General features: G+C 38.8%; 26 protein-coding genes. 22 read left to right on the top strand and 4 right to left on the bottom strand.

Annotated features, from left to right (window positions below):
• Positions 1-712 precede the first annotated feature (712 nt).
• The 20 genes from M3196_RS19805 to M3196_RS19900 all read left to right on the top strand — a co-directional run bounded on the left by M3196_RS19805 (position 713) and on the right by M3196_RS19900 (position 17,003).
• Positions 713-4,129 (top strand): phosphodiester glycosidase family protein, encoded by a 3,417-nt coding sequence (locus M3196_RS19805; RefSeq protein WP_251324070.1) that lies wholly within the window; start codon positions 713-715, stop codon positions 4,127-4,129.
• Between the two features lie 283 nt (positions 4,130-4,412).
• On the top strand, positions 4,413-5,000 hold the full coding sequence (locus tag M3196_RS19810; RefSeq protein ID WP_251324071.1) for a GNAT family N-acetyltransferase: 588 nt from the start codon (positions 4,413-4,415) through the stop codon (positions 4,998-5,000).
• A gap of 107 nt (positions 5,001-5,107) precedes the next feature.
• Complete coding sequence (locus tag M3196_RS19815) at positions 5,108-5,593, top strand: NUDIX hydrolase (RefSeq protein ID WP_251324072.1); 486 nt, start codon at positions 5,108-5,110, stop codon at positions 5,591-5,593.
• A 414-nt stretch (positions 5,594-6,007) separates the two neighbouring features.
• Positions 6,008-6,277 carry a hypothetical protein gene (locus tag M3196_RS19820; RefSeq protein ID WP_251324073.1) on the top strand — a complete coding sequence of 90 codons (270 nt, stop codon included), beginning with the start codon at positions 6,008-6,010 and terminating at the stop codon, positions 6,275-6,277.
• 89 nt (positions 6,278-6,366) lie between these two features.
• Entirely contained in the window at positions 6,367-6,708 is a 342-nt protein-coding gene (locus M3196_RS19825) for a hypothetical protein (RefSeq protein ID WP_251324074.1), read from the top strand.
• A gap of 139 nt (positions 6,709-6,847) precedes the next feature.
• Positions 6,848-7,408, top strand: coding sequence for an NUDIX hydrolase (locus M3196_RS19830; RefSeq protein WP_251324075.1), 561 nt, complete (start codon positions 6,848-6,850; stop codon positions 7,406-7,408).
• Positions 7,405-7,959 (top strand): GNAT family N-acetyltransferase, encoded by a 555-nt coding sequence (locus M3196_RS19835; RefSeq protein ID WP_276531450.1) that lies wholly within the window; start codon positions 7,405-7,407, stop codon positions 7,957-7,959. The genes M3196_RS19830 and M3196_RS19835 overlap by 4 nt, the downstream gene beginning before the upstream one ends.
• A 137-nt stretch (positions 7,960-8,096) precedes the next feature.
• Positions 8,097-8,429, top strand: coding sequence for a hypothetical protein (locus M3196_RS19840; RefSeq protein ID WP_251324077.1), 333 nt, complete (start codon positions 8,097-8,099; stop codon positions 8,427-8,429).
• A 29-nt stretch (positions 8,430-8,458) separates the two neighbouring features.
• Complete coding sequence (locus M3196_RS19845; protein ID WP_251324115.1) at positions 8,459-9,016, top strand: ATP-binding protein; 558 nt, start codon at positions 8,459-8,461, stop codon at positions 9,014-9,016.
• Positions 9,017-9,175: 159 nt separating this feature from the next.
• Entirely contained in the window at positions 9,176-9,376 is a 201-nt protein-coding gene (locus M3196_RS19850) for an RNA polymerase sigma factor (protein ID WP_251324078.1), read from the top strand.
• On the top strand, positions 9,373-9,663 hold the full coding sequence (locus tag M3196_RS19855; RefSeq protein WP_251324079.1) for a sigma factor-like helix-turn-helix DNA-binding protein: 291 nt from the start codon (positions 9,373-9,375) through the stop codon (positions 9,661-9,663). The genes M3196_RS19850 and M3196_RS19855 overlap by 4 nt, the downstream gene beginning before the upstream one ends.
• Positions 9,660-11,102, top strand: coding sequence for a zf-HC2 domain-containing protein (locus tag M3196_RS19860; RefSeq protein WP_251324080.1), 1,443 nt, complete (start codon positions 9,660-9,662; stop codon positions 11,100-11,102). The genes M3196_RS19855 and M3196_RS19860 overlap by 4 nt, the downstream gene beginning before the upstream one ends.
• A gap of 352 nt (positions 11,103-11,454) precedes the next feature.
• On the top strand, positions 11,455-12,228 hold the full coding sequence (locus tag M3196_RS19865) for an RNA polymerase sigma factor (protein WP_251324081.1): 774 nt from the start codon (positions 11,455-11,457) through the stop codon (positions 12,226-12,228).
• A 12-nt stretch (positions 12,229-12,240) separates the two neighbouring features.
• Entirely contained in the window at positions 12,241-13,251 is a 1,011-nt protein-coding gene (locus M3196_RS19870; protein ID WP_251324082.1) for a hypothetical protein, read from the top strand.
• A 15-nt stretch (positions 13,252-13,266) separates the two neighbouring features.
• A complete protein-coding gene (locus M3196_RS19875) occupies positions 13,267-13,743 on the top strand; it encodes a GyrI-like domain-containing protein (protein ID WP_251324083.1) in 477 nt (158 codons plus the stop codon).
• 28 nt (positions 13,744-13,771) lie between these two features.
• A complete protein-coding gene (locus tag M3196_RS19880; protein WP_251324084.1) occupies positions 13,772-14,191 on the top strand; it encodes a VOC family protein in 420 nt (139 codons plus the stop codon).
• 53 nt (positions 14,192-14,244) lie between these two features.
• A complete protein-coding gene (locus M3196_RS19885; RefSeq protein ID WP_251324085.1) occupies positions 14,245-14,730 on the top strand; it encodes a GyrI-like domain-containing protein in 486 nt (161 codons plus the stop codon).
• A gap of 217 nt (positions 14,731-14,947) precedes the next feature.
• Complete coding sequence (locus M3196_RS19890; RefSeq protein ID WP_251324086.1) at positions 14,948-15,646, top strand: diphthine--ammonia ligase; 699 nt, start codon at positions 14,948-14,950, stop codon at positions 15,644-15,646.
• Positions 15,647-15,832: 186 nt separating this feature from the next.
• Complete coding sequence (locus M3196_RS19895; RefSeq protein WP_251324087.1) at positions 15,833-16,729, top strand: hypothetical protein; 897 nt, start codon at positions 15,833-15,835, stop codon at positions 16,727-16,729.
• 70 nt (positions 16,730-16,799) lie between these two features.
• The gene (locus M3196_RS19900) at positions 16,800-17,003 is read left to right on the top strand and encodes a hypothetical protein (protein WP_251324088.1); all 204 of its coding nucleotides are present in this window, start codon (positions 16,800-16,802) and stop codon (positions 17,001-17,003) included.
• A gap of 624 nt (positions 17,004-17,627) precedes the next feature.
• Here the strand turns inward: M3196_RS19900 and M3196_RS19905 are convergent.
• Together M3196_RS19905 and M3196_RS19910 are read right to left on the bottom strand one after the other, a co-directional pair.
• Positions 17,628-17,936, bottom strand: a complete 309-nt coding sequence (locus M3196_RS19905) for a spore coat protein (protein WP_251324089.1) — start codon at positions 17,934-17,936, stop codon at positions 17,628-17,630.
• A 19-nt stretch (positions 17,937-17,955) separates the two neighbouring features.
• A complete protein-coding gene (locus M3196_RS19910) occupies positions 17,956-18,153 on the bottom strand; it encodes a spore coat protein (protein ID WP_251324090.1) in 198 nt (65 codons plus the stop codon).
• Between the two features lie 646 nt (positions 18,154-18,799).
• On the opposite strand from M3196_RS19910, the gene ltrA reads away from it, so the two are divergent.
• Complete coding sequence (gene ltrA, locus M3196_RS19915) at positions 18,800-20,128, top strand: group II intron reverse transcriptase/maturase (RefSeq protein WP_251324091.1); 1,329 nt, start codon at positions 18,800-18,802, stop codon at positions 20,126-20,128.
• 132 nt (positions 20,129-20,260) lie between these two features.
• Positions 20,261-20,755, top strand: a complete 495-nt coding sequence (locus M3196_RS19920) for a hypothetical protein (protein ID WP_251324092.1) — start codon at positions 20,261-20,263, stop codon at positions 20,753-20,755.
• Between the two features lie 289 nt (positions 20,756-21,044).
• Here M3196_RS19920 and M3196_RS19925 read toward each other — a convergent pair whose 3' ends face one another.
• Both M3196_RS19925 and M3196_RS19930 read right to left on the bottom strand, forming a co-directional pair.
• Positions 21,045-21,926, bottom strand: coding sequence for an HAD family hydrolase (locus tag M3196_RS19925; RefSeq protein ID WP_251324093.1), 882 nt, complete (start codon positions 21,924-21,926; stop codon positions 21,045-21,047).
• A gap of 86 nt (positions 21,927-22,012) precedes the next feature.
• Positions 22,013-22,996 (bottom strand): Gfo/Idh/MocA family protein, encoded by a 984-nt coding sequence (locus tag M3196_RS19930; RefSeq protein ID WP_251324094.1) that lies wholly within the window; start codon positions 22,994-22,996, stop codon positions 22,013-22,015.
• Positions 22,997-23,032 lie beyond the last annotated feature (36 nt).

A 23,032-nucleotide genomic window follows, 5' to 3' on the forward strand; every position in this document is an offset into this window, starting at 1 on the left:
TCTGTCCCAAATGTAGAAAATCGAGTTGATGTATCCATATGATATCCCCCTTCTGGAATAAAAGATGACTTGATTATCACATGAAAGAACATCCAGAAAGAAGGTGTCATTTAATTGACGCTTACAAACGAGCAATCGTTTGAGCGAAAACTCGCCCTTACTGAGCGAACGTGTAATAAATAAAAGAACACGTACCGTAAAAACCAGAGGCTCACTAAATACTTTTTAGTCGGCCCCCCTTTTATTGTTTCTTAAACAATCTTTTTATCAAGTCTTCGGTCGTTTTATATTGGCTGCGTTCTGCTTGAGTAAAACGGACCATCTCATTTGATTGCCCGCCTTCTTGCAAAGAGAGTTCCGTTTGGGTTTTATCGTTTTATCGAAAAAGTGAAAGATCGTGTTTAAATCTTCTAACAAGTAAGGGTTACTTTGTTTTAGGCCGCCTTCTTGATAAGTGACAATTGCTATGATCGACGTACATTCGCCTTTTTCGTGGTGTAATGGGAAAACTCTCTTTTTTATCTAAATCAAAACTTACTTCCAAAAATTTGTGTAAGAAGGGTTGTAGGTATTTCCTTCCATGGATTTAAACAAGAAAGGAGTTAATACCTATATTTTCAATTTATTCAAAACTTTACAAAAGCCTCATTAGAAATTAATAGATATTTGTTTTAATAGAATTATAAATCTATTTTTTCTAGGAGGAGTATTTGTGAATAAGTTACGGTGTTTCCTCATTGTCTCTCTCTCGGTCTTTATGGCAGCCGGCATGATGCAGTCTGTTTATGCAGAACCGCCATCTGATGCAGACCATATTCGCATTCTAGACGAGCGGCCGGCGCAATCATCCAAACATGATGAGCCGCATACGGTAATTGAAAGTGAAAAAGGGATCACGCTTGTCACCAATCATCATACGGAAACGATCGGGGATGGTGTCCGATTAACGACCTTCGAACGTTTCGATGCCCGCGGGTGGCTGAACGGTGAAATGATGAAAGTAGATTTAGCGGATGGCTCGGTTTTTGCTGATATTCTGCACCCTGGCGTTGTGTCTAAAGCTGAACCTTTATCGGAAACAGCAAATCGTGAAGGCGCGATAGCAGGTGTGAACGGCGACTTTTTTGACATCAATGGAACGAAAGCAACGGTCGGCGCAGAGGTTCAGGATGGGAATCTATTAAAAGGGGCAGCGACGGGCAGAGAGAAATCTGCCGGAGTAGATGCAGACGGAATCGGGCAGATTGCAGATGTCCTCTTGGAAGGAACGATGACTTTTAATGAAACCTCCTATACACTGACTTCCTTTAACCAGTACGGCATACCGGCAAATGGAATCGGCTTGTATTCTTCCATTTGGGGAAGTGCTTCGAGAAGCGGAGTCGCTGGCAGCAGTAAATCCGTACATGAAGTAAGAGTTCAAAATGGAAAAGTCATAGAAAGCCGACCGGGTATTTCTGATGAACCTATTCCTGAAGATACACTTGTCTTGATCGGACGTGAAGCAGGGGCTGCGATCTTGCAGCAGCTAACCGCAGGGCAGGAAATCGCGGTTCAATATGCACCGAAAGTCTCTAACGGCAACCCATTCAACTTCGCCATCGGAGGTAACCCTGTTCTTGTAAAAGATGGTGAGGTGCAAGAGGTGGACAATTCTGTTGTTGCTCCACGAACGGCAGTCGGCTATTCGGCTGACGGGAAACAGATGTACCTCGTGACAGTCGATGGCAGGCAGACAAGCAGCCGTGGGCTGACTCTCTATGAATTAGGAGAGCTGATGAAAGAGTTTGGAGCTTATCAGGCACTTAATCTGGATGGCGGCGGTTCGACAACGATGGTCGTTCGAACTCCTGGTGAGAAACAAGTGGACATCGTCAACAATCCGTCTGATGGAATCGAACGATCCGTACCGAACGGAATTGGCCTTTTTACCGAAAAGGGGACGGGTGAACTTTTCGGAATGAACGTGTCGACTGAGTCAGAGATTGAAAATTCGGATCGGGTCTTCCCGGGGCTTACAAGAAAGTTTTCAGCGAAAGGCTTTGACAATGTATATGATCCCGTACAAACGGGAGAAGTAAACTGGCAAGCCATTCCCGGATCGGTCGGGAAACTGGATGATGATGGTTTATTTCATGCCGCTCAATCCGGAAAAGCAAATATAGAAGCCCAAAACACACATATTAAAGGAACCAATCCGGTTACGGTTTTGGACGAGTTAGAAAGAATAGAAGCGAATGTTCCGAGACTTGGTCTTGCAGAAGGGGCCACCGGAGAGTTTTATTTAAAGGGATATGACAAGAACGGATATTCCGCACCCATTGAACCTCAAGATGTGGAATTGGAGTATGATTCAACGGTTATTAAAGTAAAACCAGAAACTGACGGGTCCTTCTCTGTCCTCACAAAAACCGACGAAGGTTCTACTCTAGTGAAAGTCACGGTAAAAGGAAAAGTAGCCTTTCTTCCGGTTACCGTCGGATTAAAGACAGAAAATGTTTCAACGATGGAAACACTGCCTGAGTGGCGATTCTCTTCGGCCCGCGGTTCTGGTGTGATACAGACCGGGGAAGGTAAAAACGGCAACGGGATTAAAGTCAGCTTCGACTTTACGAAGTCAACGGGGACGCGTACGGCAAATGTTCATCCGGTCAACCCACTTTTCCTGCCAGGAGAACCGCAATCGATCGGTCTTTGGGTAAAAGGGAACGGCAAAGGGGAATGGATGTCATTTACAACAAAAGGGTCTGACGGAAGCAATCATTACCTTTACGGACCATATGTCACGTGGACAGGCTGGAAGAAAATTGAGATTCCTGTCCCGTCCGGTGTGAAATATCCGCTCGAGCTAAGGACAATAGGAGCGATTGAAACCAATAAGTCGAAACAATACACGGATGAACTCGTGTACGATGATCTAACGGTAAAATTAAGCCCGACTGTGGAAGTCCCGGTAGTACTGGAAAAGGCAGACCCGATCATCTTGCAAAATGCAGAAATTGGAGGAGACCGCTGGAAGTTCGCTGTCATGGCGGATAGCCAGTTTATCGCCGCCAATCCAAACAGCCAGCAAGTACGTATGGCAAGAGAAAGCTTGCGACAGATTGTGAAGGAAAAACCTGACTTCTTAATCATCGGCGGGGATTTTGTGGATACAGCTTATACCAAAGATTTCGATCTGGCCCAGCAGATCCTGGAAGAAGAAATAGGAGATCAGATTCCGGTATATTATATCCCAGGTAATCACGAAATCATGGGTACCGGAAACCTGGACAACTTCTTGCACGAATTTAAAGAAAACAATTACTTCTTCACCCATAAAGGCACACAGTTTGCGCTTATGGATTCATCAACCGGCAGTTTACGTACATCGGATTTCGGCCAGTTGGTGAAATTTAAAAACATGCTCGAAAAAGCAGCGAAAGATCCGGCCATCAAAAATCTTGTTGTGCTGGAGCATCATCCGACAAGGGATCCGCTTTCAACACAAAACAGCCAGCTGACAGACCGGAAAGAAGCTGAACTGTTGGAGAAGTGGCTGACCGAATTTAGAGAAGAATCCAAAGGAAAAGGCGTTCTTCATGTTTCCGGTCACGCTCATACGGTAAATGTTGAACGAGTAGACGGCGTACCGTATATGGTTGTCGGTCCGACAGGAAAAGCCCCGTATGGTCCTCCTGATGCTGGCGGTTTCCATGAGTGGACCATGTTCGGAATCGATCCAACGCCAATTCCGTCAAAAGCGAACGGACCAGAAAGATCCAGTGAACAGAGCCCGATTCGTGATACAGAATGGGTACGGGCAGAGGTCAATCCGCTTCTTGAAGATGTAACGATGGATGCACCAGAAACGGTTTCGGCAGGTGAGACAGTAAAAGTGGACGCGACCGGACATCAGGCAGGAAACGTTAACTTCCCATTGCGCTATCCAGCAAGCGTCAACTGGAGTGGAAGTAACAATCTCTTTATGGGAACTGGTGAAGCTCTAGATAAGGCAAAAGAATCAAATCAATACATTGCTGTCTTTGACACCGCCACACAAGAACTGACTGGCCTTCAGCAAGGAGAGATTCTCCTAAAGGTAGAATCAAACGGCACGACAGCTGAAAAAATAATATCCATTCAATAGTTGTCAAAAAAAGTAACTACCTCTTAAACGAGGATAGTTACTTTTTTGTTTTGTAAAATATAATAGGAACGACAGACGGAGCAAAACAAGCTTTAGAAGAAATAACTAGTAAATTAAGAGAAATGCTATAGCGAGTCATGCCATTATTCTTTAAACAATCTTATTAATAAATACTTGATGAAAAGAACCATCTCATTTGAAGTAAAAGCTGAATAGATATCTTCGCCTTCTTGGATTTATTCAATGGGTATTTATGGTAACATTAAAAAAAGGGGGTTTCTCTATGTTTTTCTATAAAATTGATGAAAATATTTCATTACGATTATTAAATGTTGGGGATTCAGAGGAGCTTTTTAATTTAACCATCAATTCTAAAGAGTATCTTAAAGAATGGTTAGGTTGGCTTGATTATACAAATAAAGTAGAAGATACGACAGAGTTTATTCAAGCAACTTTAAAAGGTGTTATGGAGACTGGCGGTTATCCAAAATCGGCAGCCATTTTATACCAAGGAAGAATAGCTGGTACGATTGGATTTAACGAAATAAACAAACTCCATAAAATTGGGGTTATGGGCTATTGGTTAGGGAAAGAGTTTCAAGGTAAAGGAATCATGACAAAAGCTTGTAAAGGTTTTATCGATTATGGATTTAATGAACTGGATCTAAACCGTATTGAAATAAGGGTTGCAGAAGAAAATAGGAAAAGCCGTGCGATCCCTGAAAGACTAGGATTTACCGAAGAGGGGAAAATCAGACAAGCGGAATGGTTATATGACCACTACGTGAACCATATCATATATGGTCTTTTAGCAGATGAATGGTCCAAGAATATACATGTAAACATGCAAGACTCCAAACAGCCTTCTTGATGAAGGCTGTTTTTTATCATGGATCTATCATTTTCCTGTTATGTAAATAAATTCAAATTCATACTATGATGATAAAAGAATCAATGAATCATAAGGAGGTAACAATTATGGCAATGCCAACTCATATTGTAGCAGTAGGTGCATGGGTCGAAGATAATCAGGGAAGCATTCTGCTCGTTAAAACTCATCATGAAGGCTGGGTGTTCCCAGGTGGACAGGTGGAAAACGGGGAAAGCCTTATGGATGCAGTAATTAGAGAAACGAAGGAAGAAAGCGGGATCGACATTGAGGTTTCACATCTATCAGGAGTCTATTCCAACACGGGTGAATACATAGGGTACGATGGGATTACGAAGATACCAACCAAAGTGATGTTTGATTTTGTTTGCAAACCAATCGGAGGAGAATTGGCTATACAAGAAGAGGAAACGACGGAAAGCCGCTGGGTGGCAATAGATCAAGTATTAGATTTCATTACAGAGGAAGCGATCCGAACCCGTTTTAAAGATTTCTTAAAAAAAAATGGCGGCATTCATTACAAGGACTATGTGACAAAACCGGATTTTGAAATGAAACTGGAGAGAACCGTATAGGTGAAGAGAAAACTGTATCTATTAACATTTATCATTGTAGGCTTGATGATCTTTCCTCCGCTGCTGGCACCTTCTGTACATAACGGCTAGACCCAAGAATCGGCCATTCGGGCGGAGTTAACAGAAAGAGGACATCCCTATCAGAGTTTCATAGCGTACATCGAAGAGAATGGCAATGATCCCGAATATGGTGAAAGGTTCGACGTAACCTGGCATGATTTCAATAGTGTAACAGGAATGACACCAACCATATTCTATGTGAAGAAGGCAGATCGCGGGTATAAAGTTATGTCTGCAGGTACTGGGCCATGAGAAAAATATATTCCATTATTAACAAACCCAGCAGAATTGTTGAGGAAGGGATGAAAAGACACGTTGGCGAAGTACCAATAAAAGGATAAGGAGGATATCTTGATGGAGTTTTTGTTGGTATTCAGCCTTCATTTTTTCATAATGGGTTCATTTGTTTTATTGATTAGCGGACTTATAACTTTCTTCATAAAACGCCTTCACTTTATCTTTGTTATTTTTTTAAGTATGTTTGCAGGTTATTTATATGCGTTTCTATTTGAGGCCCCAGATATAGCGTGGTTTGCAACTGTTTATAATGGGATTCTTTCTCTTATAGCTGTTGGCTTAATCAAAGCCGGTCTTTACGTTAAAGAAAAGGCAGAACAAATTTAAACAGCATTCCAATATAAAAGATATTCCAAAATGAATTCATTTCTTTGACTAATTATAGCCGTTTAGTTAAATAAGGGCAGAGGTGCTGGATGAGAACATTTTTTATGACATTTAGTTTGTTCTTTGCCATTTTCTTAAGTGGTTGCAATTCAAATTCAGCATATTCTAATGAAATAGAGAGTGCATATAACTATGTCGATCCAATTTCTCAAGAAACGATTAAGAATTGGGAAAAAGCCAGTGTGGAGAAATACATACCCACTGGAGAATTAGAAGTAAAGGATGAAGAAAAAAACAAGTATATCAATATTAAAGGATTTAAGACATTGAAAGTTAGTTTTAAAACAACCGACAATGCAGAGCTAGGTCCAATTAACGTTTATATTGACGAAAACTCGAAAAAGGTATTGGGTGTTGGGATTCGCAAATAATAAAGGAATGGAATCTATTTAACAGACTCTGCTTTTTATTCAACAATTGAGTGCATTTCTTCATGAAGGAGAAATGCTTTTTTTATTGAATTATGGGACAGGATTCTTAAAGAAAATCAATTTTATGGAGAGGCTGCATATGAAAAAATGGAAGACATTAAACTCGGAATATTTTTATAAGACTCCATTTGGGAATCTGAGAAAAGACACATGTGAACTTCCAAACGGAGATGTTATAAATGAATATTACATAAATGAGTATTCTGATTGGGTTAATGCAATTGTGATTACTCAAGAAAAGAAAATTGTACTTGTGGAACAATATCGTTACGCAGGAGATGATCTTTTTTTAGAAATACCTGCTGGAAAAATGGAAGAGGATGAAACATACGAGGAAGGGATACTTAGAGAAGTTCGTGAAGAAACAGGATATACTTCAATAATGAAACCAATTAAATTAGGAGAAATTATGGTTAATCCTGCTACACAAAACAACAAAGTCATTACTTATCTCATAATGGATGCCTATAAAGAATTTGAACAAAAATTAGATCCAACAGAAGATATAGAGGTTCACTTATTCGATTTTACTGATCTAGGAGAGTTAATCAGAACGAATCAAATAAAAACACAACTGTTCACAGCAAATGCTTATTTTATGGCTAAGGATTATTTCGTTGCCGTTGAGGTGATAAAATGATTAACTATTCCGGAACTCCCAAAATAGAAACTGACCGGCTGATCCTGAGGAAGTTTGAAATGACAGATGCTCAAAGTGTTTTTGACCATTGGCTTTCAGACGAACGGGTTACTGACAATCGAATCAATCCAGCACACAAGACAGTTTCGGAAACAGTTGAGAGAGTACAAAAGATTATAAGTCAATATGGAAGTGAAGATTTTTGTTATTGGGCTATTGAACTGAAAGATACCGGTGAACTCATTGGAGAAATCGATTTATATGATTTTGATAAGGCCACTGAAAACTGTGAGGTAAGTTACTCACTTGGTTACCAATGGTGGAATCAGGGGTATGGAACGGAAGCGCTGAGAGCGGTTGTGGAATTTGGTTTCAGGACTATGAATATTCATAAAATATCAGCAGCTCATAACACCGATAACCCAGCTTCAGGAAGAATTATGATGAAAGTCGGGATGGAGCAAGAAGGAATAATCAGACATATGATTCGCAATTCCAAGAATCAATATAAGGACTGCGCCGTTTATGGACTATTACAAGAAGACTACTAAGGGGAGGTATTACTATTAAACAAGTACTCTCTTTTCTAATCGTAGCTGTTTTCTTATGTACCTTAATAGTTCCCACTCAATCATCGGCTACGTCATGGGCGTATCCGTTTGTCGTTTGGGATGGTTATATTTATATTGTGAATGATGAGTATGTTACAGATATAGATAAGGAGATCGGGCAGGTTACGAAGTATTCAGATATGTACCAGCAACCTGGAAACTTTTCAAATGCTTATGAAAAAGGAACGAAATATTACTCTATTAAAGAGATTAGTCAAGATGAAGCCATTGCGGTGGAAGACAGCAACGGTAAATACAAAAAGGCAGTGAGAGAGAAAGAGTATACATTTGGCGTTACTGCCGCAGCGGATTCGGAAGATAACAATTCGGAGATACCTGTAAGACTATTAATCCTATTCCCTATTGTACTTTTTATAATTTTGTTGGTGATCAAGAAAATAAAAAGGTAATGTCCAATGCCAAGGAATGGTGTTCAATGATGAATAGACTCGTAATTATGACAGTCGGCAAAACACATAGTGGAAAGACTACATTTGCCAAAGCTTTAGAAAAAGAATTGCATAACTCAGTCGTGATCGACCAAGATAACCATGCTGAATTCTTACATACCTATTACCAGACATTATTACCGAAGAACGGACCTAATCTAATTAAGTATGCTCTCACACAAACGATTGTTGAGTATGCAGTTAATGAAACGGATTGCCATCTAATCCTTTGTAACTCGAACCGAAGTCGAGCAGCTCGTATGAAGCGTCTCGAACATTATCACGAAAAAGGATTTACAAGTATACTAGTTGATTTCGATATTTCAGAGCATATTCTTAAAGAGAGGATTGCAAAAAGTAATCGAAGTACAACTATATTAAGAACGGCTTTAACTTTTGAGGAAGTGCTCACTCGCCAAGAGAAAGAGATCAATAAAGATGTAATAGCTCCAATTAATGGTGAGGCGAATCATTTATTTGTTATCAACCACCCTGATGAAGTTCAATCTGTTATTCATAGAATCGTTAAAATTGCTAGACCCTACTAGTTTAATTAAAAGGTGCATTTCTTCATGAAGGAGAGTGTACCTTTTTATTTAGTAAAATTAACCTTCTTCTAATGATTTCCGAAAATAAAGAAGAGGTTTTAATTTTTTTGTAACCTTTTTCATTTTCGTTTGTCATTATCAGTGGGAGGAGAGAAGAACATGGAAGATCCGCTTGAAGAGATGTATCAGGCATATAAAGAACCCATCTTCCGTTATCTCCGCAATATGTGCCGAAGCCGTACGATTGCTGAGGAATTAACGCATGATACATTCATTAAGGCTTTCAAGGGATATGGCCGTTTTCGTGGTGAGTCCTCTCTGAAAACGTGGCTTTTTAAATCGCGAGGAATACTTATTTGAATGAAGCGGGTAAATTTTCACGGAAGAATGAGATTCCTTTTGCAGAACCTGAACTTCAATCACAGGGCACGACCCGGAATATAGAAGCAGAAATGATGATAAAGCAAACCCTTCAAAGGCTAACAGAAAAAGAGAGATCGCTGCTGGTTTTAAGAGAACAAGGTTTTTCACTCAACGAGATGGCAGAGATTCTAAACCAGACGGAAGGAAACATAAAGGTCGGCATTCATCGGGCAAAAAAGAAGTTCAAGGAATTTTATCTCGAAGGAGAGGAGGGAAGAAGATGAAAATTGATTGTAGTCTTGTAGAAGATCTGTATCCATTATATGAAGAAAATGAATTAAAGCCGGAAAACAGGCATGCAGTGGAAGAGCATTTAAAGGGATGCAGCCAATGCAATGAGTTGTATCAGAATGGCAGCGGATTTTCAGATGTAACTTTTTTTTCCGAAAAAGAGGAAGAAAAACTGCCGAAGGAATTGGATGACCGGATCAGGCTGAACTTTCGATTGAGACGAATGAAAGTAATTGCCCTACTTCTTGCAGCAATAATTATCGTTACGGGAATTAACCGATATGCTGCAAACCGTGAGCAAGTAGCTACCCTGTTAAACGGGATGTATTTATATAGTGAAACGCTGAACGGAATAGCAAAAAATCCATATGATTCAAACAGTGAATTCTTATCTTCTTCCATTGACGTTATTATTGATCTGGACAACGAATTGAATTGGTTCGAAAGAAATTCATTTAACAATACCTCTTACCATCTTTTTGTAAATACACAGGTTCTTGATGAAATGCTCTATAGTTTAAAAGAACGAAAAAGTCAGGGGCTGCAGGATGAAACAGATGTGAAGGCAATCGAACTGTTGAAAAAGCATTCTAATACATTATTTCAGCACGTCAGAAGCGAGTATGATAGCTTCCATCATGGCTATAGTTCTTACTTAGAGATTCTGGATATTGATGAGATAGGAGAACCGATTAACAAAATAGAGGAGCTCGCTTACTTTTATAACACCTATCATAAGCTGCCTTCTGAGATGAAACTGTTGGATGAGAAGGAGTTGAAGAAGAAAATTAGAACAGTATTCAAAGCAGAGGATGGCAAGGTAAAACTAGATAAGACTACTAATGATGCTCCTGGTGTTTATCGTTTTGAAATCAATGGCATTCATGGTGTGATTAATGGGTATTCTGGAATAATTTTTCAGGCGGATAATAGCTCATTGAGATTAATTGATAAAAAGCCTAAAGATAAGAAAGAAGTTATGGAAAAGGCAAAACAATTACTTAAGAAAATATACGGGAAAAACGCAAACTTTGAAATATGGCATGAAAATATTGGCGGACAGCCAAGCATCTACAGATTCAGGTTTGTTCCTCTTGCCGGAGAATATAGACTGCACTTTCAGTTATCTGATCCGTACTACATTCAATTTGATGCGGGAACGGGTAAATTCAGCACATTTTCAGCAAAGAGACCTATGATAACAAACGAATTTTTCTTAAAAGAATATAAGGAAGTGCTTACTCCAGAAGCAATTGAAACCAAGGCCGAACAGATTTCAGGTATCAAAGGTAAATCAATAGGAAAGGGCATAATTTATTCCACCGTAACTGCCGACTACGTACTTGTCCATATTTTTGAAGGTCAGGAAAATTGGGTTTATATCAATGCCGAGACTGGTATTGTTGAAAGGTCTTATATTTCTGACTATTAACTTAAAACTATTGATCAAATTGTCGAGCCAATAGAAGCTTCATTTTTATTCCATTAAAGGGTGCATTTCTTCAATAAGATGAAGTGTACTCTTTTTATAGCAAAAATGAGAGTGTTGTATCTATTAAACACCTAAAAAGGAAGGTGTTACCATTTTTTTGTCGAAGTTTGTAACATTGAAAAAGTAGATTATTAATTGTAACTAAATCTACAAATTGCACTATATAAATCTCCGATTCTACTCAAAATAATCTATGAGTTTAAAGAAGATATAATATTTTTTTTAGTTTTTGATAGATTTTTGTTTCTAGATGCATCTCTAGTATTGGAGGTGTTGAAAGGAGTCTTTTTTTATGACAGGAACTCTGACTAAAGGAAGAGAGCAAACTTTTATTAACAAGCGAGATGAAAAATCTGAGTCTCGTATTCAAAAGATGGAAAAAGAAAAGTTGGTTGATCAGGCGAGGAGTGGGGATCAAGAAGCCTTCAATGAACTGGTGAGGTTACATCGTGCAAAGGCTCATGGGTGGGCGTATTCTGTCACTAAGGATACCTTTTTAGCTGAAGACATCGTTCAAGAAGCGTTGTACCGGGCTTTTATAAAGATCGGCACACTTATAGAGACTAGCAGGTTTACTCCCTGGCTCAAACAGATCGTACGTAATCAAGCTTACATGAAAGTACGAAGTGCCAGCTATCGAATGGAGAGTTCAATAACTTCACTAACTGCAGGAAACGAGAGTAAGCTCTCACCGTCATCGGTGGACTGGACGGAAATTGACCAAATCTTATATTTTATTTCGTCTTCCGCTTCTAAGAGGTCAAAAGAAGATAACCCCGAAGAACATGTGATGCGGTTAAGCGTGGTGGAGGGGATTTGTACTTTATTGAAGTGCCTGACCAAACGAGAAAAAGCATATTTTGAAGCGTATTTCTTTGAGGATCTTCCTCCGCTTGAAATTGCTAAGCTCTTCAATACGAACAAAGCAAATGTGTATAATACCATTTCCCGCTCTAGGGTAAAAGTACAAAAAGAAAGACTTCGTATCACGATCAATCAATATGTACAGAGAAAGACTGAACTTGGTACTTGTAAACGAAAGGTCCTTTTGAAGCCAGAGATCTAGGAGGAATAACTGTTGGAACGTAAGTATAAAGACAAAGAGGAGTGTTGGTTAAGAACGCAGACTTCAGCAGCAGCGGCGCTTCACGGAGCGATCAAATACACAGATAAGAAGCATCTGAATCTTGTTGATGTCATGGGGATTTCAGGTCATGCTTTTCGCATTAACATCGATCCAAAAGAAATCAACGTAGCTGGACCGACTGCAATACCTGGAGGATACATCTTACGAAAGAACTTATGTAACTTAGGCTTTACGAGCAACCTCGCAGACTCTCTAGCACCGGTGCAACCTAAAAAGTTAGAAGAGACCATCGAACTCATTCAAGAATCTGTCGATAGAGGGATACCAGCGATCGTATTCGATATGTTCACACCAGAGTTTGGATTAATCTATGGCTATGATGACGATAAAAAAGTGTTTTATGCCAAGGATTGTTCAAAAGATGGAGAAGTCACTTATGAAAATTTTGCAGATGTAAACGGTGTTCTCTATACAACTACAATTGGCGAGAGTCTTCCTCACTCTAAATACGAGATGCTTCGGATGAGTCTAGATACAATCTTAGATCATGCCCATGGAAGAGAGTGGCAGCATGTCTTAGAAGGTAAGTACATCATCGGATTAAAAGCGTATGATGCTTGGATGGAGGTGTTGGAAAATGGAAATGCCGACCCGCACGGTAACGCCTTTAATGCACTTGTAGTATCTGATGCAAGAGAGTTTGCGATGAAGTTCTTGCACGACCTTACAATAAAATGGGACGGTACGAACATAGTGGAGCGAGGTGTCAGAAAGTTCGCGTCAGACGCACTGAAACATTACGCAATAGTCGTCGATTCACTTGTTGAACTTCGGGAATTGTTTCCTTTTCCAGATGGTGGTGAGCCGTCAAAGGAAGAAAATGCAAGTATCGCTGTCCACCTCTTAAGCAAAGCAAAAGAAGCTGAAACAGAAGGGGTGAAGTGTTTAGAGACACTACATAACTTTATGAAGAACTATTATGCAGAGAAGTGGATCAATTAATTTAGGAGGAATCATATGAAGCTTCAGTTGTTACAGAACATATCAGTGAAAGAGGTTAGAGAACTCAAGCTTGTTGGGTTTAGAGTACTATGTCAAGGCGATCAATACAAAGACGAGATTCCTAAAGCAGCAAAATCCTTGGAGAATCGGACAATAGAGATTAAACACCTGTTGAACAAAGGTATTCAGTTTGGAGCTTTTTTCGTTGACACGAAAAAAGAAGAAGAAGATGGATATTGGGTCTGTGTGGAAGTGAAAAAGTTTGAAGATATTCCAAAAGACATGGTCACGATAATGATTCCATCTCAAAGGTATGCTGCAGCGAACTTTCGAGGATCAAATCAACAAATTTTTGAAGCATATGATGAATTGCATCAATGGGCTGAGAATAACGGCCATAAAAGGGTAAAGAACACCTGGCACGTCGAGATTTTCCAATCTTGGGAAGATCCGAATAACCTTAAGGTGGAGTTGCTGGATACTGTGGAATAAAGCTGATATTAAAGCGAGGTAGATGTAAATGAGAGAAAAGTTACAAAGAGTGGGTACAACGTATATTCCAGTTACGGACATTGAAAGCTCCAAAGATTGGTATGTTGAAAAACTAGGTGCAGAGTTAAGCTATATAGATGAAGATAAGGCGATACTTAACCTAGCAGATCAGAGCTTTTTTTTAGTTAGATCACACCGAGGTCAAACTTCTAACTTTAAGGATATATACGGGGAAGAGCGTTTCTCGTTAACGTTTGAAGTAAACGGGATAGGAGCGCTAGAGCACATTCACTTGGATTTTATTAAAAAAGAGATAATCGTTGGGAAAATCGAAAACAGAGGTCATGAAGGAAGGAATTTTGTTTTTCAGGATCCAGATGGAAACAAATTCGATATATGGAGTGAGTTGAGCTCGAAATTTAAAGAGTTACACATGATCACACCATAGATAGTCCAAGAAGAAATGAAATTTAAAGTTATTTTGGAAAGGAAGTTCATGAGATGGTTAATAGAAGGATAAAAAAAGTATTTAAATTAGTGGGGATGAAGAACAAAGGCGCATACAGCAACTACGAAAATGAGGTTCCCATGAACGCTCAAAGATTCATGAGCAGAATTAATGAAATAAAGAACCACTCAGGGATAGAGGTTTCGATATTCGAACCGAAAAAAAGCGGAAATCATAAAGAAGGACACTATTATGTTGGGGTCCTAGTAGAGGATAAGATAGAAAAAGTTCCATCTGGTATGGAGTATCTAGAAATAACGGGTGAATTTGTTTCAACAAGAGGAAGTATGAACTTTGTTGCTGATCTTCACGCTTCATTACTAAAATGGTCTAAAGAACAAGGATTTCTCCCAACACAGGAATCCTATTTTATAGAGACTTATCATCCATGTGAGGAGGGAGAAGAAGTTGAGATTTACATACCAATAATTAGGTCAACCGAAACCAATAATAGCAAAGAAGGGCACATAGTCATATAATGCGGTCTCCTGTTGACTTTTGTTTTAATCAATTAGAAGACTTTTATTTTAATCTTCCAAAGGAAAAAGGTAATAGGGGTGAAAAAGTGCATATTGAGCCTGAATGACATAAGAAACGTCCTGTAAATTGACACAGGGCGTTTTCGCTTTATAATAATTGACATAAATTATGCAGATTTTTATTAGAAGTCCAATAACAAATGGTTAGGAGAATGGGATGAAAAAAGTAGCGGTTTGCTGGAGTGGCGGGAAAGACAGTTGTCTGGCTTTACATAAGTTGATACAAGAAAATCATGAAGTCGTTTGTTTGATCTCCATGATATCTGAAGAGCATGCTCGCAATCACGCACATGGCATTCCATTAGAGATATTAAGATTGCAAGCTGAAGCTTTGGGATTGCCATTGATTTTAGTAGATTCTGCAGGAGAATATGAACTATCGTTAAAGAAGTCCCTTATAGAGTTAAAAGAAAAATTCGGGGTGGAATCCATCGCTTTTGGGAGCTTGTATATGAAACAAGACCGCGAGTGGAACGGGCAAGTAGCCATTCAAGCAGGATTGGAACCACTGTTTCCGGTATGGATCAAACAGGATCAATCTTCAGAGCTGCTACATACTTTTATTTCATCAGGTTTTCAGTCTGTTGTTTGCCGAGCATCTTCTCATTACCTTGACCAAACATGGACGGGCCGAGAGTTAGATTGGCGCTTTTATGAAGATATCCATCAGACAGGATGCTGCGTTATGGGAGAATTAGGTGAATACCATACGTTTGTTTTGAATGGTCCTCTATTTAATAAGAAATTAGAAATTACGCAATTCGAAATCATATTGAACGAGGGTCTGTGGTCACTGGATATTCAGTCTTGCCTTTTAGTTGATAAAAGCAAAGAGGTTAAAACGCCTTTAGTTTAAAAAAGTAATTATCTGTAATGGGATAGTTACTTTTTTATTTGATTAGGAGAACAATTAGCGGACTACTATATTACAATGTTTAATCCATCTAATAAATTGCTCATTATGACTTGTCCAAATTTTGCAGGTATTAAGTACTCCCGTATAGAAGAATGATGAATAAGTTGTTGCGAGGGAGACAGTTGAATGAAAGAAAAATTTTCGATCTTTTGGGACAGACTGGCCAATAAGGTGAATCCCATATGGGAAAGGATGCAACAAAACAAAGATAAGATCTACTACGCAGTGATTATGCTGTTTTTTATCGTTGGTGTTATTTATGCTATAAAAGGATACTACTATCACCAATCGATAGCAGCAGTTAAAGATGGAAATGATCTTATCGAAAGAATATTCAGCCCCTTCATACTTGCAGTCTTAAGATTTGTCTTAGTGATGTTATTAGGCATTTTTGTAGCGATGAACCTTATTGCAAACCCGCTCAAACGCATAAAAGTAATGCAGTTTGAAGTGGAATTTGCAGAACTAGCAAAGGTTCAAGAAAAGCAGCTTAACCAATTCCATTTTATCTCAAGTGTGTTAAGACAAAACGATTACTTTATAAAAAAATTTAAGAACTCAGATGATATCCCCTATGAACTAGTTTTAAGGGAGCTGCTTATGAAATATGAGGAGTTCTTTGACACTGAGCTTCAAATAAGCCTATCGACACAGGTATTAGAGTACCAGGAACAAAAAGACTCCTTCTTGTCTCCAGAATATAATCGATTGACCAACTTACTAATGAATGAACTCGATTCAGAAATTCTCACAAAGATCCACACTAGAAAGAAAATGTTTGGCGAAACAAACTTTATGCTTGCAGCTAGAAGAGAAATGGCTGGGGATTACATAGTCTTAATAGAAAGCAAAGATCACATTTTTACGGATTATGATAAAGAGGTGCTGAATGGTATCTTCGAATATAGTAAAATGATTACAGATAGCATTATGCTATTATCTGTAAACGAACTTGATTTAGATGAGAATGGTCCATTAAAAGGAATAATTGTTAAAGCATCAGAGGAAATAGATGATAAATAGTAGACTCGTCTGACCGTTTGCACCGGCTTGAAAATGGGTATAAAATAGATACAAAGGAGTGTGTATAACAATGAAGACTTTATCTAAACCAGCTCCGCACTTAACAGGAAAACCTATGAAAAAAAAGAAGCTTACGAAAGAACAATATAGAGATATGTTATTACGCAACTATGCGGAAAAAGATAACTTTGAATTTGATATCAATAAAGTAAACGTATCTAAAAACGACCCTGTTCTTAGTACGGTTAACAACATTCTGACGTCCATGAAATAAAAAAGCCCTATATTTTAGGGCTTTTTATTATGGAAAATAAAGAAGGGATTAGGTGTTTAATCGTTTCCATATGGGAAGGGTAAGAAATTTTCTCTATCTTGAAATCCGGTTGTTCATAGTTGCTCAGTCGCTTTAGAAGTTGCTCTTTATATTGATTTTTCGTAAGCTTCACGGCCGATCACCTCTATGTTTTAATACCATATCTTATGTAGGTAGGGGATGCTATATGTATAGAAAGTACATCCAATGACTCCCCATTATTAATAGAATCAAATATACCTATTGTGGTCAGTATTCTTCTCTTTTAAAACAATCTTCCTTACCAAAAGAAAATGATTTTCAATGACCTTGTTTCTTGAAAACTTTCCTTCTATGCTATGTATGGTGGAAAAGTGAACTTGATCAATATAAGCCGGCCGAAAAAAACATCCAAAATGATCCCCAATATTTAATCCATACTCTGAGAAAACAAATGACGAATGAAAATATCCCGGATTTGATATCTCTCCTGGGTGCAATTTATAAATAGAAATAACAAGGAGAATCCAACAGATGTAAGCAATTAATTCCACTAAAGAAATCCTAGGATTCCCTAGGATTTCTTTATTTTATCTTCAAGTTGAATTATTTTTTGATCAAATCCAATGCATTGTCCGCTTTTTTAATGTCGTGATTGATTTGCTCCTTTAGATCATAAGCATGATACATTTCGTTATCAATCATGTATTGAGCAATTTTTTCATGAGTATCAATAGCTGTTTCTAACTGCTTCTTTAAAATTTTGCGAACTTCAGGCGTAGCAGTTTCGGTAATTGCTACTGCATAGTTTCTAACAGCTGCTTTGGCAGATAATAAAAAATCAGTAGCAATGGCTAAATCATCCAGGGTATTCGTTATATTTTCTATTGTCGGTGTTGTCTCTGTTTTGGCCATATTATTACCTCCTATGATATTAAACTTTTTCTAAGATACCTTTTAATTCTTTAATAGCTGCACTAGATAATTTTATGTCCTCTTCTACCAATTTTTTTAGTTTTTCATCTTTTATGAGATCTAATGTTGCTTTTGATTTTGTAGCACAGGCTGTTTTCATGATTAAGATTTCGTGAACCTCTAGTTTCTCATGCATTGCTAACTCTTTTGTTGCCAATATGCTTCACTCCTTTTTAAGTTTGTTTTACACAATCTTTATACCCGTAATTGATTTTTCTAATCTCCTTTGAACCTATTAAATAAAAAGAAACCTAATATTATAGGTCAAAGAACTATTACTCCAATCGGGTGCATGTGCGGCCGAGCCTAGGTCGTATCATATAACGGGTGGGATTCCCGTCGAGTAAGAACTAGCCATTCGCTCGTAGCGAGTCTTGGAGGACTAAAGGTAACTTTAGTCTTTAAGCGTAGACAGTTAGGTGGCGGGCCGAAAGCCAAATGGTTGAAGGGATTGAGCTCCATAATGATTGTAAATCGAGAGGGCTGATGCTTTATGCACAGCAGAAAGCTACATTTTACCCTTCGTTAAAGGCAAGAAGGGTAAAACCTCTCTGGAGTCAGAGACCTTGGCACGTTACACATTGATATGATACGGCAACTCGGGAGACCCTATCGGTCTTTTCTTTTTTTTAGAAGAGTATGGTGTACAAGCGATAAAAAGCAAGGAAACCAAATGCCGATGTAGGGAGTCGGATAGTAGCGTAGTACCAATGAAGTTGGGTAATGCCGATGGAGGAAAGGCTGCTACCAGTTATCACCCTTGCTAGGGACACATTTACTACACACAGAGGTAGGTACACTAAATGGAAACAAAACTACTAAGGATAGCAGAATCAGCAAAGTCTGATCCTAAAATGAAATTTACATCTCTTGCACATTTATTAAATAAGCAAGCACTAGTTCAATGTCATCATGAACTACCTAATAAGAAGGCAACAGGGATCAACGGTACAACCAAAGAGCAATACAATGAAAATTTAGAAGAACATATAGAGGATTTAGTAAGTAGACTTAAGAGCAAAAGTTATCGTCCTGTTCCAGTAAAGAGAATGTATATTCCAAAGCTTAATTCAAACAAGAAGAGACCACTAGGAATACCGGAACATGAAGACAAGGTTGTTCAAAAAGGCATTACGAAGATACTGAATACCATCTATGAAAATGATTTTCTAGACTGTTCCTTCGGATTCCGCCCAAACCGTAGTTGCCATGATGCTTTGAAAATACTGAACTTCTATATTGAAAAGAGAACAGTAAATTATGTAGTAGATGTTGATATTAAAGGGTTCTTTGACAACGTTGACCATAAATGGATGATGGAGTTCTTAAAACTGCGAATTGCCGACCCCAACCTACTAAGGCTAATTGGTAGGTTTCTTAAAGGTGGGTACATGGAGGATGGAAAGAAATACACAACAGACAATGGTACACCGCAAGGTGGAGTAATATCTCCGGTACTAGCCAATGTATACCTTCATTATGTCCTCGACTTATGGTTTGAGAAAAAGGTGAAGAATCAGTGCAAAGGACAGGCGTACATTGTGAGGTATGCAGATGATTTTGTGTGCTGTTTCCAATATCAGAGCGAAGCGCAGGAATTCTTCCATTCTTTAAAATTGAGATTAAAGAAATTCAACTTGGAAATAGCCGAGGATAAAACCAAAATTATTCCCTTTGGTCGTTTTGCGGGAAAAGTTGCAAAACAAAAGGGAAACAGTAAACCGGCAACCTTTGATTTCCTAGGTTTTACTCACTATTGCAGTAAAAGTAAACAAGGAAAATTTAGAGTGAAACGGAAATCAAATCGGAAGAAAGTCCAAGGTAAATTAAAAGAGTCTAAAGAATGGTTGAAGAAGAATAGGAATAAAGATATTCATATGATCATGGATAGATTTAGACGCTCGCTTATAGGTTATTACAACTATTATTGCATCACTGATAATATCCTAAATGTTAGCAACTTCAAGTGCAAAATCGAAGACTTACTGTTTAAATGGCTCAACAGAAGAAGTCAAAGAAAGTCCTTTACATGGGATAAATTCAGACTATTTCTTGATAAATATCCACTACCTTCACCAAGAATTAAAGTGAATATATATGAATTAAGAAAAGAGATTAACTATATTCTGTGAATGATGATTAGGAGGAGCCGTGTGCATTAATAGTGCAAGCACGGTTCTGGGAGGGGATGGAGTTCAATTTACAGTAAGGTAGAAAGGCTCCCTTCTACTCGACTTCTTCAAAAAAGAGAAGTAGCCGTTGCATTGAGTGCTTGCAGTACAAAGGAAGAAATAGTAGTACAAGAGGAACCGGCTTTTTCTGATAATGTAATAAACACTTCAACATACACTGATGAAAAAGCAGAGGTAGAAGATGAAATTGAATTAGACCTTTTACAATCTCAATATCCTGGTATGGATTTAGAAGCTATGGAAGGTTACATGGAAGAAAACAATTTGGAGTACCAAGAAGAAGAACTGATTGCCTTTTTAGATGACATTTATGAAAATGGAGAATCTACCTTAACATCAAACTATTACGCTAATGAAAGTTCGTTTCCGTGGTGGAGTTTCTTTGTAGCAAATGCAGCAAAAACAAAGCCAGGAGGTAAAGTTACATTAACTAAACCGGCTACATCTGCACCATCAACAGTCAAGCCATCACCTAAGCCGAGCACAAACGTTACGACATCACCTTCATCAAGTAGTACAAATGCTGGTTCAGGTTTTGGTTCCGGCAGTACTTCTTCTGGTTCATAAAACAAAAGCATCCCTAAATATAACGGGATGCTTGTTTCATATAACTAAATTTTTCGTACTCATTTCTTTATTCTTAGCAGATTGGAGATGGTAAAAGAAGATTTTTTACCACTGTTCCACAAACGGGAGCCCGGACAAAAATCTGCTCATTTTTGTTGTTATTTACATATCCGATTCAGTGTTATTTCAGCTGCTTATTAGTATGCGATTTGTACTGTTTTTTACTCAAAAGAGAACCTGTTATGCTCGTCAGGGTAGTTTCTTTTTATGGCATGTTTTTATTTTTTGTTTATAATGGCAACTCTGCTGATGGGCTCTTTACTTCTAAGGACTCTTTTGAGAGGATCTTTTCTAATACGACAGAGACCCCATGTTCATCATTGGACAGTGTGATATGGTCGCTTTTCTCTTTTACTAGTGGAGCGGCGTTTTCCATGGCAATACTTGTACCCGCAACCTCAAACATGGGCAGGTCATTGAAGCTGTCACCGATTACGAGTGTATCTTTCATATCAGTTTTGAGATAAGAAGCTAATTTGACCAAAGCGTGGCCTTTGGTGGCTTTCTCATGATTAATCTCAATATTATTTGGATGGGAGGAGGTGATGGCATAACCGCTCAGTTCTGAAAATTTACTTTGAGCCTCATGTAACGCATTCTTATTAAGGGAGAAGATGAGGACTTTATAAATTTCCTTGTCTCCTGACCAAACCTGCCTGATATCGTCAATATAGGTAACCACAGCCTGTTGAAATTGCTTCTCCACAATCTCTTTTAACTCTGAATCATCTGTAAGAATTGATGTGAGGCCCTCTAAATGTTCACGATTGTGTAAACCTACGTACACGTTATCCTCACAATAAACTTCACAATATAAATCATTCTGATCTCGTACCCATTCCAGCACAGGTATAAGGCTCTCTTTATCTAAAGGAAGATCATGTAGGGATGTCAGATCCGGCAGGTTGATCGCTGCTCCATTGAGGCTGATTATCGGACATTCAAGACCGACAGCTTTTAACTGCCGGTCGGCGTCTTTGTACGCCCTCCCAGTTGCGATGACGACCTGATGATTATTTTTTTGGCACTGCAAGATACTCCTTTGATTTCGTTCACTGATCTTCCCGTCTGAATGAAGTAAGGTTCCGTCCATATCAATCGCAATAATCATGATGTTATGCCCTCCTGATATATTAGACTCAAAGCTTCGTACTGCGTCTAATTCTACTAAAGAATAGTCAAGGCAACAAGGAATGGTTACTTGTTATCCGCTGGATACACCAGTCCGATTTGTCTTCTCGCCTCAACCATAATCTCCATCACAGCAAGGCTATTCGCATGCGAGTTCACCTTAGACTCCAGCTCACCACGCTCGATCAACTCGATAAATTCTTTCGCTTCGTAATACATCTTCGGCTTATTCTGCTCGACGGTAATATCTTCCGTTGTTCCGTCTTTATACCGAATCTCGATCTTCGTCATGTCCTGAATATGGTCGATCAAGATGCTTCCGTTCTCGCCTTGGATTTCAGACGGAACGTAGGAGTTTGAGATTTTTGAGTACATCACGACCGCGTCTTTGTCCCCGTAGTTCAGAAGGATGCTGCCTTCACCATCCACACCAGACTCTATAAGAAGTCCATTCGCTTTTACCGAATCAGGCTGTCCAAATAGAACGACCATCGGGTACAGACAGTAGATGCCGATGTCCATCATCGATCCGTTCGAAAACTTTGGACTGAACGCGTTAAGAACCGTTCCTTCTTTGTACTTGTCGTAGCGGGAAGAGTACTGACACGAGCTTGCAAAATACCGGCGGATAGATCCGATCTTATGTATGTTCTCTTGGATGCTCTTAAAGTTCGGCGTCACTGTTGATCGCATCGCTTCCATCAAGAGGACGTTGTTATCTTTTGCAGTCGCAATCATGCTTTCCATTTCTTTTACATTAGAGGCCATCGGTTTTTCACAGATCACATGCTTGCCATGGTTCATCAACGTAATGGCTTGTTCGGCATGAAACGAGTTCGGACTCGCGATATAGACCGCGTCGATCACATCACTCGCTGCCATTTCTTCTATATCAGTAAACGTATATTCAGCACCATTTTTCTCTGCAAATTCTTTTGCTTTCTCTTTAGTACGGGAGTATACTGCTGATAGCGTAAATCCCTCAACTTCACTTGCTGCATTAATAAAGCTTTCCGTAATCCAGTTCGTTCCAATTACACCAAATTTCAAAAATGTTCATTCCCTTCAAAATAAGGTAGGCAAAAG

The organism is Fictibacillus nanhaiensis, from assembly GCF_023715445.1.
In the GTDB taxonomy this organism is placed as follows: Bacteria; Bacillota; Bacilli; order Bacillales; family Fictibacillaceae; genus Fictibacillus; species Fictibacillus nanhaiensis_D.

Coding starts and splice junctions, on each gene's coding strand:
- M3196_RS19810 (WP_251324071.1), top strand. CDS start 4,413: ATGTTTTTCTATAAAATTGATGAAAATATTTCATTACGATTATTAAAT.
- M3196_RS19815 (WP_251324072.1), top strand. CDS start 5,108: ATGGCAATGCCAACTCATATTGTAGCAGTAGGTGCATGGGTCGAAGAT.
- M3196_RS19820 (WP_251324073.1), top strand. CDS start 6,008: ATGGAGTTTTTGTTGGTATTCAGCCTTCATTTTTTCATAATGGGTTCA.
- M3196_RS19825 (WP_251324074.1), top strand. CDS start 6,367: ATGAGAACATTTTTTATGACATTTAGTTTGTTCTTTGCCATTTTCTTA.
- M3196_RS19830 (WP_251324075.1), top strand. CDS start 6,848: ATGAAAAAATGGAAGACATTAAACTCGGAATATTTTTATAAGACTCCA.
- M3196_RS19835 (WP_276531450.1), top strand. CDS start 7,405: ATGATTAACTATTCCGGAACTCCCAAAATAGAAACTGACCGGCTGATC.
- M3196_RS19845 (WP_251324115.1), top strand. CDS start 8,459: ATGAATAGACTCGTAATTATGACAGTCGGCAAAACACATAGTGGAAAG.
- M3196_RS19850 (WP_251324078.1), top strand. CDS start 9,176: ATGGAAGATCCGCTTGAAGAGATGTATCAGGCATATAAAGAACCCATC.
- M3196_RS19860 (WP_251324080.1), top strand. CDS start 9,660: ATGAAAATTGATTGTAGTCTTGTAGAAGATCTGTATCCATTATATGAA.
- M3196_RS19865 (WP_251324081.1), top strand. CDS start 11,455: ATGACAGGAACTCTGACTAAAGGAAGAGAGCAAACTTTTATTAACAAG.
- M3196_RS19875 (WP_251324083.1), top strand. CDS start 13,267: ATGAAGCTTCAGTTGTTACAGAACATATCAGTGAAAGAGGTTAGAGAA.
- M3196_RS19880 (WP_251324084.1), top strand. CDS start 13,772: ATGAGAGAAAAGTTACAAAGAGTGGGTACAACGTATATTCCAGTTACG.
- M3196_RS19885 (WP_251324085.1), top strand. CDS start 14,245: ATGGTTAATAGAAGGATAAAAAAAGTATTTAAATTAGTGGGGATGAAG.
- M3196_RS19890 (WP_251324086.1), top strand. CDS start 14,948: ATGAAAAAAGTAGCGGTTTGCTGGAGTGGCGGGAAAGACAGTTGTCTG.
- M3196_RS19895 (WP_251324087.1), top strand. CDS start 15,833: ATGAAAGAAAAATTTTCGATCTTTTGGGACAGACTGGCCAATAAGGTG.
- M3196_RS19900 (WP_251324088.1), top strand. CDS start 16,800: ATGAAGACTTTATCTAAACCAGCTCCGCACTTAACAGGAAAACCTATG.
- M3196_RS19905 (WP_251324089.1), bottom strand. CDS start 17,936: ATGGCCAAAACAGAGACAACACCGACAATAGAAAATATAACGAATACC.
- ltrA (WP_251324091.1), top strand. CDS start 18,800: ATGGAAACAAAACTACTAAGGATAGCAGAATCAGCAAAGTCTGATCCT.
- M3196_RS19925 (WP_251324093.1), bottom strand. CDS start 21,926: ATGATTATTGCGATTGATATGGACGGAACCTTACTTCATTCAGACGGG.